A 16,132-nucleotide genomic window follows, 5' to 3' on the forward strand; every position below is an offset into this window, starting at 1 on the left:
GGCCCGCCGGAACCATCCCCCCGTCATCCGATCTTCCCTGTTTCGCCTGCGTCTGAAGGGGCAGACGGGGCCTGCATGCCATCCGTGAAGATCCAAAAGAGGCCGAGCGGAGCATGCGGGCGCGCAGCCGTAGAGCCGGCAGGGCACCACGGGACAGGCGGGCGGGAAAGGTGAAGAGCATGGTGGCGGCACCGTCATGGGCTGCTGGTCCGGTCACGGTCGGCCAAGACGGCGATCCGGCCGGGTGGCAGTGGCAGTGGCAGCGGCCGTCCGTGCTGCTGGTCGAGGACGACCCGGGTGACGCGCTCCTGGTGGAGGAACTGGCCGCCGACAGCACTTGCGAGATGAGCCTGCGATGGGCCCGCTCGATGGCCCACGCCCATGAACTCCTCGCGGAGGAGATACCGGACTGCGTCCTGCTGGACCTCAACCTGCCGGACGCGCACGGCCTCGACGCCGTCTCCCGTATCCAGAGCCGCACCGACCAGGCGGCGATCGTCGTTCTGACCGGCCTCGCCGACCGGGAGGCCGCGCTGGCGGCCATGGCGGCGGGAGCCCAGGACTACCTGGTCAAAGGCCACGTCGAGCCGGAGCTGCTTGAGCGCGCGGTGCGCTACGCCATCCAGCGCAAGCACGCCGAGCAGGCGGCCGTGGCCCTTCAGGCGACCCAGATGCAGGCCCAGGAGAACGCCCGCCTCGAACGGGGACTGCTGCCCCGGCCCCTGCTCGGCGGCGACGGCGTGCACGTGGTCGCCCGCTACCGGCCCGGACGCGCGCAAGCCCTCCTCGGCGGCGACTTCTACGACATCGTGCAGGGCGACGACGGCACCCTCCACGCCCTGATCGGCGATGTCTCCGGGCACGGCCCCGACGAGGCGGCCCTTGGCGTGGCGCTGCGCATCGCCTGGCGCACGCTGGTGCTCAGCGGCATCACCGGTGCGGAGCAGGTGCGCCGCCTGGAGGAGATCCTGATGGCGGAGCGGGCGGCGGACCATGTCTTCGCCACGCTGACCAGCGTCAGCGTCCGGCACGGAGCCTCCACCGCGCTCATCACCCGGGCGGGCCACCCCGGCCTGATCCTGCACCGGCGGGACGCGGCGGTGGACTGGGTGGAGGTCCCCGGCGGCCCGGCCCTGGGCGTGCTGCCCGAGCTGGCCGCCTGGCCGGCCGAGGAAGTGCCCGTACCGGCGGGGGCGGGGCTCGTGCTGTTCACCGACGGGCTCTTCGAGGGGCACACCGGCCGCGGCAAGGAGCGTCTGGGCGAGGACGGCCTGCTGGACCTCGCGCGGGAGACGGCCGCCCTCGACCCCGAGCCGTTCGTCGACGGGCTCATCGCCCGTGCGGAGGCCCTCGCCGACGGCAGAGGCGGACTGGCCGACGACGTGGCCGTGCTGCACCTGCGCTGGGACAGAGGCTCGGCGGGCACCCGCTGAGATGTCGATTCGCGTAAATGCGTGAATGTGCTGCCTTGGGGGCGTAAAGCGAAACCCGTCGGGTAATCGTGTCCGGTCGGCTGGGAAGCGGCGTTGCGCCTGGGGAGGTCACGCCGCTTCCCGGCCGTTTGCGGTCACGCCGCTTCCCAGCCGTTTGGCGGTGCGGGCCGAAACCGCGCGAGCCCGCGGGAACGGGGCGGGCCGAGGTCGCGCGAGGCTGCGGGAACAGGGCGGGCGACGGCGCACCCCGTTCGTCGTTTGCGCAGGTGGTGCGCGTGTCGGTGCCCGGCCCCGCGCCCGCGCGATGGCAGCCCGAGTCCCCCGGCTTTACGTTGAATGTGTGTGAGCGGTGCGGGCCTTCGCATGCAAAGGGAGCTTGTTCGTGTCGCCCCCCGGCCCCTTGGGCACCCGACTCGGGCCACCCGAAGTAGTCAATGAGGAGACACCGTGCAGCTCTCTTTCCTGCAACCGCTTTTCGACCGTCCGGGACCGTGGGCGACCGTCTATTTCGACACCGCCCAGAACGACGAGGCGGGTGCCAAGCGCCGTGAGCTGTCCGTGCGGGAAGCCTGCCGCGAACTGGAGGGGCAGGGGGCCGACGCCGCGACCGTCGAGGCGGCACGCGAGGCCCTGTCCCGCATCGGGCCCGCCGACGACCCCGCGGGCCGGGTGATCTTCGCAGCGGGCGGCGAGGTGGTGCTCAGCCATCGCCTCGCGCGCCCGCCGCAGCGCCTGATCGTCAGCTGGGACGCGCTGCCGAGGCTCACCCCGCTCCTGGAACTGACCGGGCAGGACCCGGACTGCCTGGTGGCCTACATCGACCGGACCGGCGCCGATTTCGAACTGCGCGGGGCGGCGGGCGCCGAGGACGCCGGGCAGGTGGAGGGGCGGCAGTGGCCGGTCCACCGCACCGCCACGGCGGACTGGTCCGAGCGGCACTTCCAGCTCAAGGTCGAGAACACCTGGGAGCAGAACGCCGTCGAGATCGCCGAGGCACTCAGTTCGGCGTACGAGGACTCCGGCGCCGACATGGTGCTCCTGGTCGGCGACCCGCGCGAGCGCCCCGCCGTGCACCAGGCGCTTCCGGAGACCGTCCGGCAGGTCACCGTGGAGACCGAACACGGCGGACGCGCCCCGGGCTCCTCCTCGGCCGTCCTTGAGGAGGCCATCGAGCGGGCGCGGGAGGAGTTCACCCGGCGCCGCACCGACGAGGCGCTCGACCGCTTCCGCGCCGGACGGGTGGGCACCGACCGGCCGACCGACGCGGTGGAGGGCGTGCCCGCCCTGGTCGAAGCCGCCCAGGAACACCGCATCGCCACGCTGCTCATCCGGCTGGACGGCGCGGACCTCGCGCGGGAGACCTGGGTGGGCGCCGGACCCGACCAGCTCGCCGTCGGCCGCAGCGATGCGCGGGCCCTCGGCGAGAGCGAACCGGTGTCGGTCCGCGCCGATGACGCGCTGCTGCGCGCGGCGGCCGTCACCGCCGCCGACGTCCTGGTCCTGCCCTCGCCGAACGGCGACGGCTTCGAAGGACCCGACGACTCCGTCGACGCGAGCGTGCCGTCGGGCGGTCTCGGCGCGCTGCTGCGCTGGACGTACGAACCGAACAGCGCGTGAGCGCACCACCCGCGCCCCGAACCGGCCGCGCCCCGCACCATCCACGACAGCCGCACTACCCGCACCACCCGCACCACCCGCACCACCCGAAAGGAACGAGTGGGTCATGGAACGAGGCAGCAACCAGGTCAGCCCGCGCAAGGACGACGAACTGAAGCACGAAATGGAGGGCCACCTGCGTTCCGGTCATCCCACGCACGCCGAGGAGGCGTACGAGCCCGAGCCGCCGGCGGACGACGACATCCGCACGGACGGGGGCGAGGACCTGCGGAGCGAACTGGCCCGCCACCTTCAGCGCACCACCTTCCCCGCCGACCGCCAGGCAGTACTGGAAGCACTTGAGGCCAACCACGCCCCCGAGGCCACTCTGGAGGCCGTGCGCCGACTCCCCGAAGGCGGTGAGTACGCCAACGCGACGGAGATCGCGCGCGCACTGGGCGCGGCGGACTAGCCGGTCGCGTCCGGATCCATGCCTCGGCCCCGTACTCCGGCCCCGCGCCGGAGTGCGGGACCGAGGGCGCGCCGGGAGCAAGTCCCCAACCGCACAAAAGAGTTGGGCGCATGACCCGGCTGAATCCGAAGAGCCGGCGAACGGCTGCATCCGAAGCCGCCCCAGCCCCGGAAGCAGCCAATGCAGGGGCGAAATCAGATCGCCTCTAACCGACCGCACCCTGATCGGTTGCCGGCGCCGCACATCTGTGAGCCTCGACGCCACCGGCAGCGTCCCGGGGGACGGCCAACGCCGCGAAAGGGCGTCGACATGCACCACCCGACAGAGCCATTCCGTGCCGGTGAGGTCGAACTCGCGGCGCTCATCGCCGAAGCGACCGCGGCGGGGCGGTCCCTGCCGCCCCAGCGGCGACTCGAACAACTCGACCAGCGGTTGCGCGTCGAGTTGCAGCGCCTCGCCGCCATAGTGCAGGCGCACGCCGACGGCATGAACCGCGGCGGCAGGGACTGGTACTGCCGTGACTGGGCTCTCGGCGCCACCCGCAACGCCCTGCGCGACCCGCTCGCCACCAGCGTGATCCCGGCCGCCGCCCACGTCGCCGAACTCGGCCGCCTCCTGGGCCAGCTCACGGGGTACGTGGGGAAGGAGCGGTGATCCAGGCGGCGTCGATGTGCCGTGATCGTATGCATGGATGACGTGATGCCGGGAACTCCCGAAGGTGTCCCCCTCCGCACCACTTGCAACACAGAGAGCTGAGGTAACTCCATGTCCAAGGTTGAAGAGTCCATCGAGGTAGCCGTCCCGGTCAGCACCGCGTACAACCAGTGGACCCAGTTCGAGACCTTTCCCGAGTTCATGGACGGCGTGGAGCGCATCGAGCAGCGCTCCGACACGCTCACGCACTGGAAGACGAAGATCGGCGGCGTCGTGCGCGAGTTCGACGCGGAGATCACCGAGCAGATCCCCGACGAGAGGGTGGCCTGGACCACCACCGGAGGGGAGGCCAAGCAGGCGGGCGTCGTCACCTTCCATCGCCTGGGTGAGGACAGGACCAAGGTCATGCTCCAGCTCGACCACGACCCGAAGGGCCTGGCCGACTCCGTGGGCGACAAGCTCGGCTTCGTCAAGCGGCAGGTCACCGGTGACCTCAAGCGGTTCAAGCAGTTCATCGAGAAGCGGGACGGGGTGGAGACGGGCGCCTGGCGCGGCCAGGTGTGAGCCACCGGGTCCCCGGGGCGTAAGCCACCGGGTGCATCGGGTGCAAGCCAGCGGTCAGGCTTACCGCGCTCAGGGCCGGGCAGCTCCGTCGACGGAGCTGCCCGGCCTTATGGTTGCCCCTCCTCCGCCAGGACGGCACAAAACTCCGCCGAAGCGACCCGCACCCCGTGCTGCAACCGACGCATCCGCACCGTGCAGGGCACCCGGCACATTGACCCCCACCGGCCCACGGTGTTCGCTCGTCCACGGTGCTGCACGGGGGACGACGCACACCGGACGACCCGCTCCGCCCTGCCCGGCCTTCCTCCCCCGGCGCGCCCGGACGACCCCCGGAGACCGCTGTCGCCCCAGGAGGAACCGATGACCATGACCGTTCGGCGGCGCGTGACGGCCGCCGGTGCCGCGCTCACCGCCCTCTGCGCGGCGACCGTGCTGGCGCCCATGAGCGCGACCGCCGCCGACCCCGAAGTGCCGCGCACCGAGCGGGTCAGCGTCGGCCCGGACGGGGCGCAGGGCAACGCCGCCTCCACCAGCCCCGCCATCAGCGCCGACGGCCGCTACGTCGCGTTCGTCTCGGCCTCCCGCAACCTGGTCCCGGGCGACACCAACGGCACGCCCGACGCCTTCGTCCGCGACACCGTCACCGGCAGCACGGAACGCGTCAGCGTCAGAAGCAACGGCAAGGCGAGCCACGGAGTCGTACGGGAGGTCTCGCTCAGCCCCGACGGGCGCTACGCCGTCTTCACCTCCACCGCCGACGACCTCGTGAGCGGTGACCCCAACGACCTCGACGACGTCTTCCTGCACGACAGGAACACCGGCAAGACCCTGCGCGTCAGCCCCACGGGAGCGTCCTACGAGGGACTGCGCAACCACCTCACCTACGACCCCGTGGTCAGCGGCGACGGCCGCTACGTCGCCTACGCCTCGGGCGCCGGGGACCTCGTCGAGGGAGACGCCAACACACGGGACGACGTCTTCCTCTACGACCGGAAGAAGAAGACCACGGAGCTGGTACAGCTCACCAACGACGGCAAGCAGGGCCAGGGCGACGCGTTCGCCCCGTCGTTCGCGGGCGGCTCCGGCGGGCGGTACGTCTCCTTCACCGCCAACACCACCGGCCTGGCCGGGGTGGAGGACCACACCTCCGCCACGGACATCTTCCTGCGCGACCGCGAGAAGGGCACCACCGAACTCATCAGTGTCCCGCACGCCTACAACCGCAAGACGCCCTCCTGGGGCTCCGCCCTCAGCGGCGATGCCCGCTACGTGGCGTTCACCTCGGCGTCCAGGGTGCTCCGCCCGGAGGGACCGAGTCCGCGCGGTGTGGACAACGTCTACCTCTACGACCGCGAGTCCCGGCGCATGCGGCTGGTCAGCGCCGCCTCCGACGGCACACCGGCCGACGGCGCGAGCGGCGACGTCTCCCTGAGCGCCGACGGGCGCTACGCGGCCTTCACCTCCGCCGCCGCCAACCTCGCCCCCGACGACGACGGCGACAGCAGCGCGGACGTCTTCCTGAAGGACATGGAGACGGGGGAGGTGCGCCTCATCAGCCGCGAGAGCGAGCCGGTGTACGAGGACACCGAGCCCGGCCGCAGGACCGGCGTCAGCGACGGGGGCGGCGCGGTGGTGTTCGACTCCCCGGCCGGGAACCTCGTGCCCGGTGACACCAACGGCGCGGGCGATGTCTTCCTGCGCCGGATGCGCTGATTGCAGCCCGGCGACGGGCCCTGACGCGTGCTGACACGCCCACATCCTGTAGAACACTCTGGGGCCCGCCGTCGAAGGGCCCCAGAACGTCGGCGCAACCGATGGGGGCCTGATCCACCGTGCGTAAAGTTCTGCCCGCCCTGTGCGTGTTCGTTGTCGCGGCCGGAGCCGTCGTCATGAGCGCCGGGCCGGACGTACCGGTGGGTCCTTCCGAAGCACGGCCCCAGCCCGCGGCCCCGGTCGCACTGCCCACGCCCACAGGCGACCAGCCGCCGCTGGACTGCGCGGAGTTGGCCGCACGCTACGTGCGTGAGCGGGACGCCGAGATGGTCCGCAGGGCCGAAGCCATGATGCATGGAACGACCCAGCTCACCCAGTATGCCGTGCCGGAGGAGTGCGGGGACGACATAGCCGACGCCAAGAAGAGGCCCCGCACGGGAGAGCTGGCGGAGTGTGCCCGTACCGCCGAGTAGTGGTTGAGCCGGGGCGCTCTCGCGGCCGACGCCCACAAGGGGCCGCCGTCCCCCGGCGCCTCGTCCGGGTCCGACCCGCGCACACGCATCAAGGAGTGCCTGCCCCTGGCGCGGCGCGCGGTGGAGGTGGACTGACGGACGAGACCGACCGGCGTGAGAGCGCCCCCTCTACGCGGTCCAACCGCCCGGGGTCACCCGAACTGGCCCGGCCGGTAGTCACCGGCGGGCGTCTGGAGCAGGACGTTGCCCCGGTTGAAGGCATTGATGATGGTGATGACGCCCACCAGGGCGGCGAGCTGGTCCTCGTCGTAGTGCTTGGCCGCGTTCGCCCACACCTCGTCCGGGACGCCACCGGCCGCGTCGGCGATGCGGGTGCCCTCCTCCGCCAGCTCCAGCGCAGCACGCTCGGCGTCGGTGAAGACGGTCGCCTCCCGCCACGCCGCGACGAGGTTCAGGCGCTCGGGGGTCTCCCCGGCGGCCACGGCGTCCTTGAAGTGCATGTCGGTGCAGAAGCCGCAGCCGTTGATCTGGCTCGCGCGCAGCTTGACCAGCTCCTGGGTCGAGAGCGGCAGAGTGGTGTTCGCCAGCTCCTTGTTCGCGGCGATGAGGTGCTTGAAGATCCGGCCGAGGACGGGATTGGCGAAGGGGTTCAGACGTGCTTCCATGATGCGCTCCATTGCCGTTGTCTGCGGTTGCACCCCTATGACGGGCGGGCTCGGCGAGATGTGACACGGCTGTTTGTGACGTAGGTCTCCCTCGCGTGGATGCCTCTCTCGCGGACTCGCGGACTCGCGGCGCGCGGTGAGGGCCTCCGCCGTCCCGGTGCCGGGCGGCGGATGAAATCATCGGGGGCATGTCTGACTTGATCATTGCTGCCTGTGACGGAGCGGCGAAGAAGAACCCCGGCCCCGCGGCCTGGGCGTGGGTGGTCGCCGACGCCGAGGGCACGCCGCGGCGCTGGGCGGCCGGTCCGCTGGGCCACTCCACGAACAACGTGGCCGAGCTGACCGCGCTCGCCGAGCTCCTTGAGGCCACCGACCCGGCGGTGCCTCTTGAGGTGCGCATGGACAGTCAGTACGCGATGAACGCCGTCACCAAGTGGATCGCGTCCTGGAAGCGCAACGGATGGCTGACCGCGTCGAAGAAGCCGGTGGCCAACAAGGACCTGGTCGTACGCATCGACGCGTTGCTGCAAGGCCGCGAGGTGACGTTCCGGCACGTGGCCGCGCACCAGGTGGACGGCGATCACCTCAACGCGATCGCCGACGTGGCGGCGAGCGACGCCGCGACGACCCAGGAGCCCGCGGGCACCGCGCACGGCGCCCTGACGATCCCCGAGCCGCGCGCGGAGCGCATGACCGCGAGCCGCACCCCGAAGAAGTCCGCCACGGGCGCGAAGGCCACGGGCGCCAAGGCCACCGGGGCGAAGAAGCGGACCTCGGGTGCCGTGATCAAGGCCAAGTTCCCCGGCCGCTGCCACTGCCAGAAGCCGTACGCCGCGGGCGAGAAGATCGCCAAGAACGCGCACGGCTGGGGCCATGTGGAGTGCCGGGAGACCCCGGAGGCCGCGGACCCGCGGCCGTAGGTGCCCAGCCGCCGACCTGGTCGGCGGTGTCCCGGCGGCGCTACGGCCGCCGGCGCCGCCGCGAGGGTCGGCTCCCGCCCGTCAGTTCCAGGTGTACCCGTCGCCGAAGAGCAGGGTGTGTTCGAGCACGTCCTCCAGCGGGTCGTCGATCTGGCCGGTGTTGATCAGCGCCACGACCGGAGCGGTGTGCGAGCCGCTGTGGTGTGTCTCGTCGGCGTGCGCCGAACCGGTGGACAGGGCGAACGGGACGGCGCACGCAGCCGCCGTGAGCGCCGCTCGGCCGGCCCGCCGCTTCCAATTGCTCCTCATTGACCGCTCCTTGATCCTCGCCCTGCCGGATGTGCCGTCGTTCGCCGTGCCCAACAGCTCAGCGGATCAAAAGGTCACCGGTGATCATACGAACGTGCGCCGACGCGGCGCGAGTCGCTTCCGTACGGCCGGAGCGGCCGGAGCGGCCGGAGCGGCCGGAGAAATCGCTGGTCGGCACCAAACCGCGCGGCCCCCGGCTCCGGATTCCCTCACACGGGGCAGTCACGCCCCGGTGGACCGGGGAGAGGAGCGGCATGGCGCGACGACGGCGCACGGCGGTGATCGGCGGTGGGATAGCCGGGCTGACGGCGGCCCATGTGCTGGGGCGGTCGCACGAGGTCACGCTGTACGAGTCGGACGCGAGGACCGGCGGGCACGCCCACACGCACGACGTGCTGTCGGCCGACGGCCGGGTGCGGCAGGTCGACTCCGGGTTCATCGTGCACAACGAACGGACCTACCCCCACCTGCTGCGCCTCTTCCGTGAGCTGGGGGTGGCCACGGAGCCGACCGAGATGAGCATGTCGGTGCGGTGCGAGGGCTGCGGTCTGGAGTACGCGGGGGCGCGCGGGGCACGCGGTCTGTTCGCCCAGCCGCGCAACGCCCTGCGCCCGGCGTATCTGCGGATGCTCGCCGAAGTGCCGCGCTTCCACCGGGCGGCACGGCGGCTCCTGGCCGGGGGAGAGGGGAGCGCGGGAACGCTCGGGGAGTTCCTGGCCCGGCACCGCTTCTCCGACTACTTCGTACAACACTTCGCGATACCCGTGGTGTCGGCCGTCTGGTCGTGCCCGCCGGGCACCGCCCTGCGCTATCCCGCCCGCTATCTGTTCCGGTTCCTGGACCACCACGGCATGCTCACCGTGACCGGTTCGCCGACCTGGCGCACGGTCACCGGCGGTTCGCGCGAGTACGTCGCCCGTGTCGAGAAGCAGCTCCACGCCGTGCACACCTCCACCCCCGTACGGTCGCTGCGGCGCGGCGCCGACCGTGCCGAGGTCACCACGGAGGACGGGGCGGTCACCACGTACGACGCCGTCGTCGTCGCCACCCACCCGGACCAGGCCCTGCGCCTGCTCGCCGACCCCACCGAGGCCGAGAGCCGCACCCTGGGCGCCTTCCGCTACTCCCGCAATCCCACCCTGCTGCACACCTCCACCACCCTGCTGCCCCGCACACCGGGCGCGCGGGCGGCGTGGAACTACCTGCTGCCCTCCTGCCGCACCACCGCGGAACGGGTCCAGGTCAGTTACGACATGAACCGCCTCCAGCACCTCGACGCCCCGGAGACCTACGTGGTCACCCTCGGCGACGACGGCCGCGTGGACGAGGAGCGGGTCCTGGCCCGCATGGTGTACGAGCACCCCGTGTACACGACGGAGTCGGTGGCCGCGCAGCGGCACCTGTCGGCACTGAACACCTCGGTCACCGCTTACGCCGGGGCCTATCACGGCTGGGGGTTCCACGAGGACGGCTGCCGCTCCGGTGTCCGGGCGGCCGAGGCGCTGGGGGTGCGGTGGTGAGGGCCGTGGAACGCGCGAGGACGGACGTGCGCGTGCCCGCCCTCTACCCGAGCCTGATCACCCACGTGCGCACCCGCCCGCTCCGCGACGCCCTGACCCACCGCACCTATCTGTGGTTCGTGGACGTGGACCGGCTGCCGGTGCTGCCCCGTCCGCTGCGTCCGCTGGCCCGTTTCTCCGGGCGTGACCACTTCGCCGGACGCGACGCCGGTATCCGTTGCGGCCTTGAGCGCTATCTGCGGGCCCGGGGGGTGGAACTGGACGGCGGTCAGGTGCTGATGCTGGGCAGTGCCCGGGTGCTCGGGCATGTCTTCAACCCCCTGACGCTGTTCTGGTGCCACGGCCCCGGCGGAGAGCTGCGCTGTGTGGTGGCCGAGGTGCACAACACCTACGGCGAGCGGCACTGCTACCTCCTGCGCCCCGACGCCGCGTCCCGGAGCGGCACGAGCACCGGCAAGGAGTTCTACGTCTCGCCGTTCTTCGCGGTCGCGGGCGAGTACCGGATGCGGCTGCCCCGTCCGGACGAGCGCCTCGACCTCGCCGTCCACCTGGAGCGGTCGGGCATCCGGCTGTTCACCGCGACCGTACGGGGTGAGCGCCGGGCCGCTACCTCCCGCTCGCTGCTGCGTGCCGCCGCCCGCCACCCCTTCGCGACCCTCGCGGTGAGCTTCGCCATCCGCCGGCACGGCATCCGGCTGTGGCTGCGCGGACTGCCCGTCGTGCCCCGGGACCACCACCACCCGCAGGAAGGAATGCAGTGACCACCTCCATGTCCGCACCCCGATCCGCGTCCCCAGGGGAGCCGGACGCCGCCCGGTGGCCCGATGTCGTGGCCGTGCCCCGGGTGTCGCCGCTTCGCCGGGCCGCGGCCCGCGCGATCCTCCGGCAGGCGTTCGCGAAGCTGCCGCTGAGCGTGGCGCTGTCCGACGGCGAACGCCTGGGCGCGGGCGGGCCGTTGCTCTGTGTGCGCGACCCCGACGCCTTCGTACGACGGATCGCGGCCCAGGGGCTCATCGGCTTCGGCGAGTCCTACATGGCCCGCGAGTGGCGGGCCGAGGACCTGGTCGGCGTCCTGACCGTGCTCGCCGAGCACGCGGGCACGCTCATACCCGCGCCGCTGCAACGCCTGCGCGGCCTGTGGGCGCCGCGCAGGCCGAAGGCCCAGCGCAACACGCTCACCGGGGCGCGGGACAACATCCACCGGCACTACGACCTGTCGAACGACCTGTTCGCGCTCTTCCTCGACGAGACCCTGTCCTACTCCGCGGCGCTCTTCGACCGTCTCCCCGCCACCTGGGAGCACCTGCCGTCCGCCCAGCACCACAAGATCGACCGTCTCCTCGACCTGGCCGGAGTCGGCCCCGGCACCCGGCTGCTCGAAGTCGGCACCGGCTGGGGCGAACTGGCCCTGCGGGCCGCCGCCCGGGGCGCGAGCGTGCGCTCGGTGACCCTCTCCGCCGAACAGCGCGCCCTGGCACGGCAGCGGGTACGCGCGGCGGGCCTGGAGGACCGGGTCGACATCGAACTGTGCGACTACCGCCAGGTCACCGGGGAGTACGACGCGATCGTCAGCGTGGAGATGATCGAGGCGGTAGGCGCGGAGTACTGGCCCGTGTACTTCCGGCGCCTGGAGGAATGCCTCGCGCCCGGCGGCCGGATCGCCCTACAGGCCATCACCATGCCGCACGACCGCATGGCCGCCTCGGCGGGCACCCACACCTGGATCAACAAGTACATCTTCCCCGGCGGCCTGATCCCCTCCGTCCGGGCCGTCCGGGAGACCGTCGCCGCCCACACCGGCCTGCGGCTCACCCGGTGCGACGGATACGGGCCGCACTACGCGGAGACGCTGCGGCTGTGGCGCGAGCGCTTCACCGAACGGGGCGAGGACGTGGAGCGGCTGGGCTTCGACGCGACCTTCCGCCGGATGTGGACCTTCTACCTGGCCTACTCCGAAGCCGGATTCCGCGCGCGGTACCTCGACGTCCACCAGATCCTGCTCACTCACACCGCCGACGCCGAGAACGGCGCGGCGGAGAACGGACGCACGCGATGACCACGACCGCCCAGCGGCTCACCACCCTCCTGCACGATGTGCTCGGCGGGCCGCCGCCCGTGCGGCTGCGCTCCTGGGACGGCAGCGAGGCGGGCCCGCCCGGCGCGCCGCTGGTGATCGTGCGCTCCCGCCGTGCCCTGCGCAGACTGCTGTGGCAGCCGGGTGAACTGGGCCTCGCCGAGGCCTACATCAGCGGCGACCTGGACATCGAGGGCGATCTCGCGGAGGCCCTGCGGGCGCTGTGGGAGAGCCCGGCGGGGCGGCCCCGGCCGAGCGCGCGTCACCTCATCGGCGCGGCGGCGACGGCCGCCCGGCTCGGCGCCCTCGGTCCGCGGCCCGCCGCCCCCGGGGTACGGGCCGAGCTGCGCGGGGCCCGGCACACCAGGTCGCGCGACCGGGCCGCGATCAGCCACCACTACGACCTGTCCAACGCCTTCTACGAACAGCTCCTCGACCCGTCCATGGCCTACTCCTGCGGCTACTGGACGAGCGAGGACCCGCGGTACTCGCCGGCCGACGCCCAGCGGGACAAGCTCGAACTCATCTGCCGCAAGCTCGGCCTGCGGCCCGGCGCGCGGCTGCTCGACATCGGCTGCGGCTGGGGCGCGCTCGCCCTGTACGCGGCGGCGGAGCACAAGGTGCGGGTCACGGCGGTGACCCTGGCCGCCGAACAGCGCGACCACGTGAGCGCCCAGGCCGACAAGCGTGGCCTGGGGGACCTGGTCGAGGTGCAACTGCGGCACTACCGCGACATCGAGGGCGGCGGATTCGACGCGGTCTCGGCCATCGAGATGGGCGAACACGTCGGAGACGGCGAGTACACCGCCTTCGCCGCCCTGCTGCACCGCGTGCTCCGCCCGCGCGGCAGGGTGCTCGTGCAGCAGATGTCCCGTGGCCCGGTGGCACCCGGCGGAGGCGCCTTCATCGAGTCCTACATCGCTCCCGACATGCACATGCGCCCGCTGGGCCAGACCATCTCCCTGCTTGAGGACGCGGGGCTGGAGATCGGCTCGGTCCACGCGCTGCGCGAGCACTACGTACGCACCATCCGGGCGTGGCACCGCACGCTGGAGGAGAGCTGGGACGTCTTCGTCCCCCTGGTCGGCCGTGAGACGGCCCGGGTATGGCGGCTGTACCTGGTGGGCGGCGCCCTGGCCTTCGAGGCGCGCCGCATGGGCGTCGACCAGATCCTCGCGGTGCGGCCCGACGGGCGCGGCCGGTCGGGGCTGCCGCCCGTCACCGCCGACTGGTTCGCCGGAGGTGACGCATGAGCGGCTTCGCCTGGGGTGCCTTCGGCGTCCATCTCGCCGTCGCCGCGGGCGTGGCCCTGGCGGTCCTGCTGATCACCTTCGCGGTGGCGTCGGCCAAGGGCCTGCACCGGCTCGTCGACATCGCCTGGGGCCTGGCCTTCACCGCCGTAGCCCTGGTGGGCCTCGCCGTGTCCGCCGGGCACGGCGACGACGGACGGCGGCTGCTCATCACCGTGCTGACCTGCGTATGGGGGCTGCGCCTCGCGGTGCACATCACGCTGCGGGGGAGGGGCCACGGGGAGGATCCGCGCTATGCGGCGATGCTCGCCAAGGCACCGGGCAGCCGTGCCGCCTACGCCTTCCGCAAGGTCTATCTGTTGCAGGCGGCCCTGGTCTGGCTGGTGTCGCTGCCGGTGCAGGCGGCCTCCTACGTCAGCGGTCCGATGTCGGCCGTCGCCGCCGTGGGCACCGCCCTCTGGCTCGTGGGCCTGGTCTTCGAGAGCGTCGGGGACCGGCAGCTCGCCCGGTTCAAGGCCGATCCGCGCAACAAGGGCAAGATCATGGACCGCGGCCTGTGGTCATGGACCAGGCACCCCAACTACTTCGGGGACTTCTGCGTCTGGTGGAGCCTGTACCTGATCGTCTGCGACGACCTCGGCGCCGCGGCGGCCACCGTCGTCGCGCCGGTCGTCATGAGCCTGCTGCTGACCCGGGGCAGCGGCAAGGCGCTCCTGGAACGGCACATGGCCGAACGCCCCGGCTACGCCGCCTACCGCCGCCGCACCAGCGGCTTCTTCCCCCGGCCCCCGGCCGCATGACGTCCCCTCGCCCGCCCGGCGAAACCGGCCCCGCACACCGGCCCGGCCGCCGATCCGGGGAGCGGGGGCGTTACCGTCGAGCCGGACGGCGGCCCGGCCGGGCCGCCGGGACCGGCAGCAGACACCCGTCACCACGCCTGAGGAGGCGCTGTGTCCGTATCCGCCCGCCAGGAGCCATCGGCCCTGGTCCTGCCCCCTGACGTCCGGGCTCCGGAGGCCGTCGTCCTCGTGCTGCACGGCGGCCGGGAACACGGTGAGTCGGCGCCCCGGGCGTGGAACCTCGCGGGCCTGCGGATGCGGCCCTTCGTCCGCCGGATCAAGCGGGCCTACGCGCCGCGCGGCGTGGCGGTGGCCCAGGTCCGCTACCGCTGCCGGGGCTGGAACGGCGCGCGTGCGGACGCCGCCCGCGACGCGCGGGAGGCCCTGGACCAACTGGCGCCCCGCATCGGGGACGCGCCGGTCGTCCTGGTCGGCCACTCGATGGGCGGCCGTGCCGCGCTGCGCGTGGCGGACCACCCCTCGGTGCGGGCCGTCGTCGGCCTCGCCCCGTGGTGCCCGAAGGGCGAGCCGGTCACGCAGTTGCGCGACCGTGACGTGGTGCTGCTCCACGGCGACCTGGACCGTACGACCGACCCCGCGGCCTCGGCCGACTACGCGGCACGGGCGGTGGCGGCCGGGGCCCGCGCGGGGCTGCTGCTGATGAGCGGCGGGGACCACGCGATGCTGCGGCGGGCGGGCGCCTGGCACTCCCTCACCACGCGGACGGTCGGCGGCCTGCTCGGCCTCGGCCCGCTCCCCGACACCGTCGCCCGCAGCCTGCGGCGGCACGGCGGCTAGGGCCAGGAACCAATCCGGACCCGCTCCGGCTCCGAATCACCAGTACGAGCACCGGCGGACGGAGCGCTCCGAGCGATCCGTCCGCCTTCCGACAGCCACTCTCCTCGTCCACCCCGCAGCGGGTGTCGATTCCGTCCGGCGCCGTGTCCTCGTCGCTGGGGGAAGTCGGCCGGGACGGAACAAGACGACGGAGAATCCGAGGGACCCGGCCGGGCGGGCGGTACCGGCCGGGTCCCGCCCCTGCCGGGCTCAGTGCTCGTGCGGTCCAGGGGCGCGCAGGACCAGGCCGGGGTAGCTGCCGTGCGCGTCGGCCAGGATGGGGTGGTTGGGGCAGGATCTTCTCGTTCTGGTCCTGCATGGCGGAGTCGCCGTCGACGGTGACCGTGGCTCCCGTGACCCGCACATGGAAGTGGTCGTGCGTCAGCCCCAGCTCTTCGAGGCGCTCCTTGAGCTGGGCGGCCGCCTTGCCCGGCTCGCTCGACAGCGGACCTTCAGCTCGTGCCCCGCGTCCCGCGTGAACGTATACCGCGTCATGCCTTCTCCGTATCCGGCGGCCACCGCCCACCCCGGTGGCGGCGCGAGGCGGGACAGCGGCCGGATGCGACCGCGGGGGCGTACTGGGGTGACCGGTGGCGTGCGGAGACCCAGGCCCCGCCCCCGCCCCTCTGCGAGACTGCCCCCATGGGCAAGCAGCGACGCGGCATCCTCGTCATCGGCATCGGTGCGGGCGACCCCGACCACCTCACCCTCGGCGCGGTGAAGGCCATCGGGCGCGCCGATGTCTTCGTCGTCATCGGCAAAGGACCCGGCAAGTCCTCCCTGACGGACCTGCGCCACCGGATGATCGAGGAA

The 16,132-nt window shown here is 72.6% G+C and carries 17 protein-coding genes; 15 read left to right on the forward strand and 2 right to left on the reverse strand.

What is annotated here, in order from left to right; translation table 11 throughout:
* The first annotated feature begins 179 nt into the window (after positions 1 to 179).
* From AB8Z36_RS11725 to AB8Z36_RS11755, 7 genes are all read left to right on the forward strand, one after another.
* A complete protein-coding gene (locus AB8Z36_RS11725; RefSeq protein WP_369213184.1) occupies positions 180 to 1,433 on the forward strand; it encodes a PP2C family protein-serine/threonine phosphatase in 1,254 nt (417 codons plus the stop codon).
* Positions 1,434 to 1,880: 447 nt separating this feature from the next.
* Positions 1,881 to 3,050, forward strand: a complete 1,170-nt coding sequence (locus AB8Z36_RS11730; protein ID WP_369213185.1) for a baeRF2 domain-containing protein — start codon at positions 1,881 to 1,883, stop codon at positions 3,048 to 3,050.
* Between the two features lie 106 nt (positions 3,051 to 3,156).
* Entirely contained in the window at positions 3,157 to 3,501 is a 345-nt protein-coding gene (locus AB8Z36_RS11735; RefSeq protein WP_369213186.1) for a DUF2795 domain-containing protein, read from the forward strand.
* Between the two features lie 309 nt (positions 3,502 to 3,810).
* A complete protein-coding gene (locus AB8Z36_RS11740) occupies positions 3,811 to 4,155 on the forward strand; it encodes a DUF6415 family natural product biosynthesis protein (RefSeq protein ID WP_369213187.1) in 345 nt (114 codons plus the stop codon).
* Positions 4,156 to 4,266: 111 nt separating this feature from the next.
* Positions 4,267 to 4,719: an SRPBCC family protein gene (locus tag AB8Z36_RS11745; RefSeq protein WP_369213188.1), complete on the forward strand. Its 453-nt coding sequence runs from the start codon at positions 4,267 to 4,269 to the stop codon at positions 4,717 to 4,719.
* Between the two features lie 360 nt (positions 4,720 to 5,079).
* Positions 5,080 to 6,432 carry a TolB family protein gene (locus tag AB8Z36_RS11750; RefSeq protein WP_369213189.1) on the forward strand — a complete coding sequence of 451 codons (1,353 nt, stop codon included), beginning with the start codon at positions 5,080 to 5,082 and terminating at the stop codon, positions 6,430 to 6,432.
* Positions 6,433 to 6,608: 176 nt separating this feature from the next.
* Positions 6,609 to 6,905: a hypothetical protein gene (locus AB8Z36_RS11755; protein ID WP_369213190.1), complete on the forward strand. Its 297-nt coding sequence runs from the start codon at positions 6,609 to 6,611 to the stop codon at positions 6,903 to 6,905.
* 191 nt (positions 6,906 to 7,096) lie between these two features.
* Here AB8Z36_RS11755 and AB8Z36_RS11760 read toward each other — a convergent pair whose 3' ends face one another.
* Positions 7,097 to 7,570 carry a carboxymuconolactone decarboxylase family protein gene (locus AB8Z36_RS11760; RefSeq protein WP_369213191.1) on the reverse strand — a complete coding sequence of 158 codons (474 nt, stop codon included), beginning with the start codon at positions 7,568 to 7,570 and terminating at the stop codon, positions 7,097 to 7,099.
* Between the two features lie 188 nt (positions 7,571 to 7,758).
* On the opposite strand from AB8Z36_RS11760, the gene AB8Z36_RS11765 reads away from it, so the two are divergent.
* Positions 7,759 to 8,490 carry a ribonuclease H family protein gene (locus AB8Z36_RS11765; protein ID WP_369213192.1) on the forward strand — a complete coding sequence of 244 codons (732 nt, stop codon included), beginning with the start codon at positions 7,759 to 7,761 and terminating at the stop codon, positions 8,488 to 8,490.
* An 81-nt stretch (positions 8,491 to 8,571) separates the two neighbouring features.
* Here the strand turns inward: AB8Z36_RS11765 and AB8Z36_RS11770 are convergent, their stop codons facing one another.
* Positions 8,572 to 8,799: a hypothetical protein gene (locus AB8Z36_RS11770; RefSeq protein ID WP_369213193.1), complete on the reverse strand. Its 228-nt coding sequence runs from the start codon at positions 8,797 to 8,799 to the stop codon at positions 8,572 to 8,574.
* A gap of 254 nt (positions 8,800 to 9,053) precedes the next feature.
* Here AB8Z36_RS11770 and AB8Z36_RS11775 point away from each other — a divergent pair, with 254 nt between their 5' ends.
* The 7 genes from AB8Z36_RS11775 to AB8Z36_RS11805 all read left to right on the forward strand — a co-directional run.
* A complete protein-coding gene (locus tag AB8Z36_RS11775; protein ID WP_369213194.1) occupies positions 9,054 to 10,319 on the forward strand; it encodes an NAD(P)/FAD-dependent oxidoreductase in 1,266 nt (421 codons plus the stop codon).
* A gap of 5 nt (positions 10,320 to 10,324) precedes the next feature.
* Positions 10,325 to 11,080: a DUF1365 domain-containing protein gene (locus AB8Z36_RS11780; protein ID WP_369213195.1), complete on the forward strand. Its 756-nt coding sequence runs from the start codon at positions 10,325 to 10,327 to the stop codon at positions 11,078 to 11,080.
* An 8-nt stretch (positions 11,081 to 11,088) separates the two neighbouring features.
* On the forward strand, positions 11,089 to 12,375 hold the full coding sequence (locus AB8Z36_RS11785; RefSeq protein WP_369213196.1) for a class I SAM-dependent methyltransferase: 1,287 nt from the start codon (positions 11,089 to 11,091) through the stop codon (positions 12,373 to 12,375).
* Positions 12,372 to 13,646, forward strand: coding sequence for a class I SAM-dependent methyltransferase (locus tag AB8Z36_RS11790; RefSeq protein WP_369213197.1), 1,275 nt, complete (start codon positions 12,372 to 12,374; stop codon positions 13,644 to 13,646). Before AB8Z36_RS11785 ends, AB8Z36_RS11790 begins: the two co-directional genes overlap by 4 nt.
* Positions 13,643 to 14,443, forward strand: a complete 801-nt coding sequence (locus AB8Z36_RS11795; RefSeq protein WP_369213198.1) for a DUF1295 domain-containing protein — start codon at positions 13,643 to 13,645, stop codon at positions 14,441 to 14,443. The genes AB8Z36_RS11790 and AB8Z36_RS11795 overlap by 4 nt, the downstream gene beginning before the upstream one ends.
* Positions 14,444 to 14,593: 150 nt before the next feature.
* Entirely contained in the window at positions 14,594 to 15,280 is a 687-nt protein-coding gene (locus AB8Z36_RS11800; protein ID WP_369213199.1) for an alpha/beta fold hydrolase, read from the forward strand.
* Positions 15,281 to 15,961: 681 nt separating this feature from the next.
* On the forward strand, positions 15,962 to 16,132 hold a 171-nt coding region (locus tag AB8Z36_RS11805; protein WP_369213200.1), incomplete at its 3' end, for an SAM-dependent methyltransferase.

The sequence above is a fragment of the Streptomyces flavofungini genome (genome assembly GCF_041028215.1).
In the GTDB taxonomy this organism is placed as follows: Bacteria; Actinomycetota; Actinomycetes; order Streptomycetales; family Streptomycetaceae; genus Streptomyces; species Streptomyces flavofungini_B.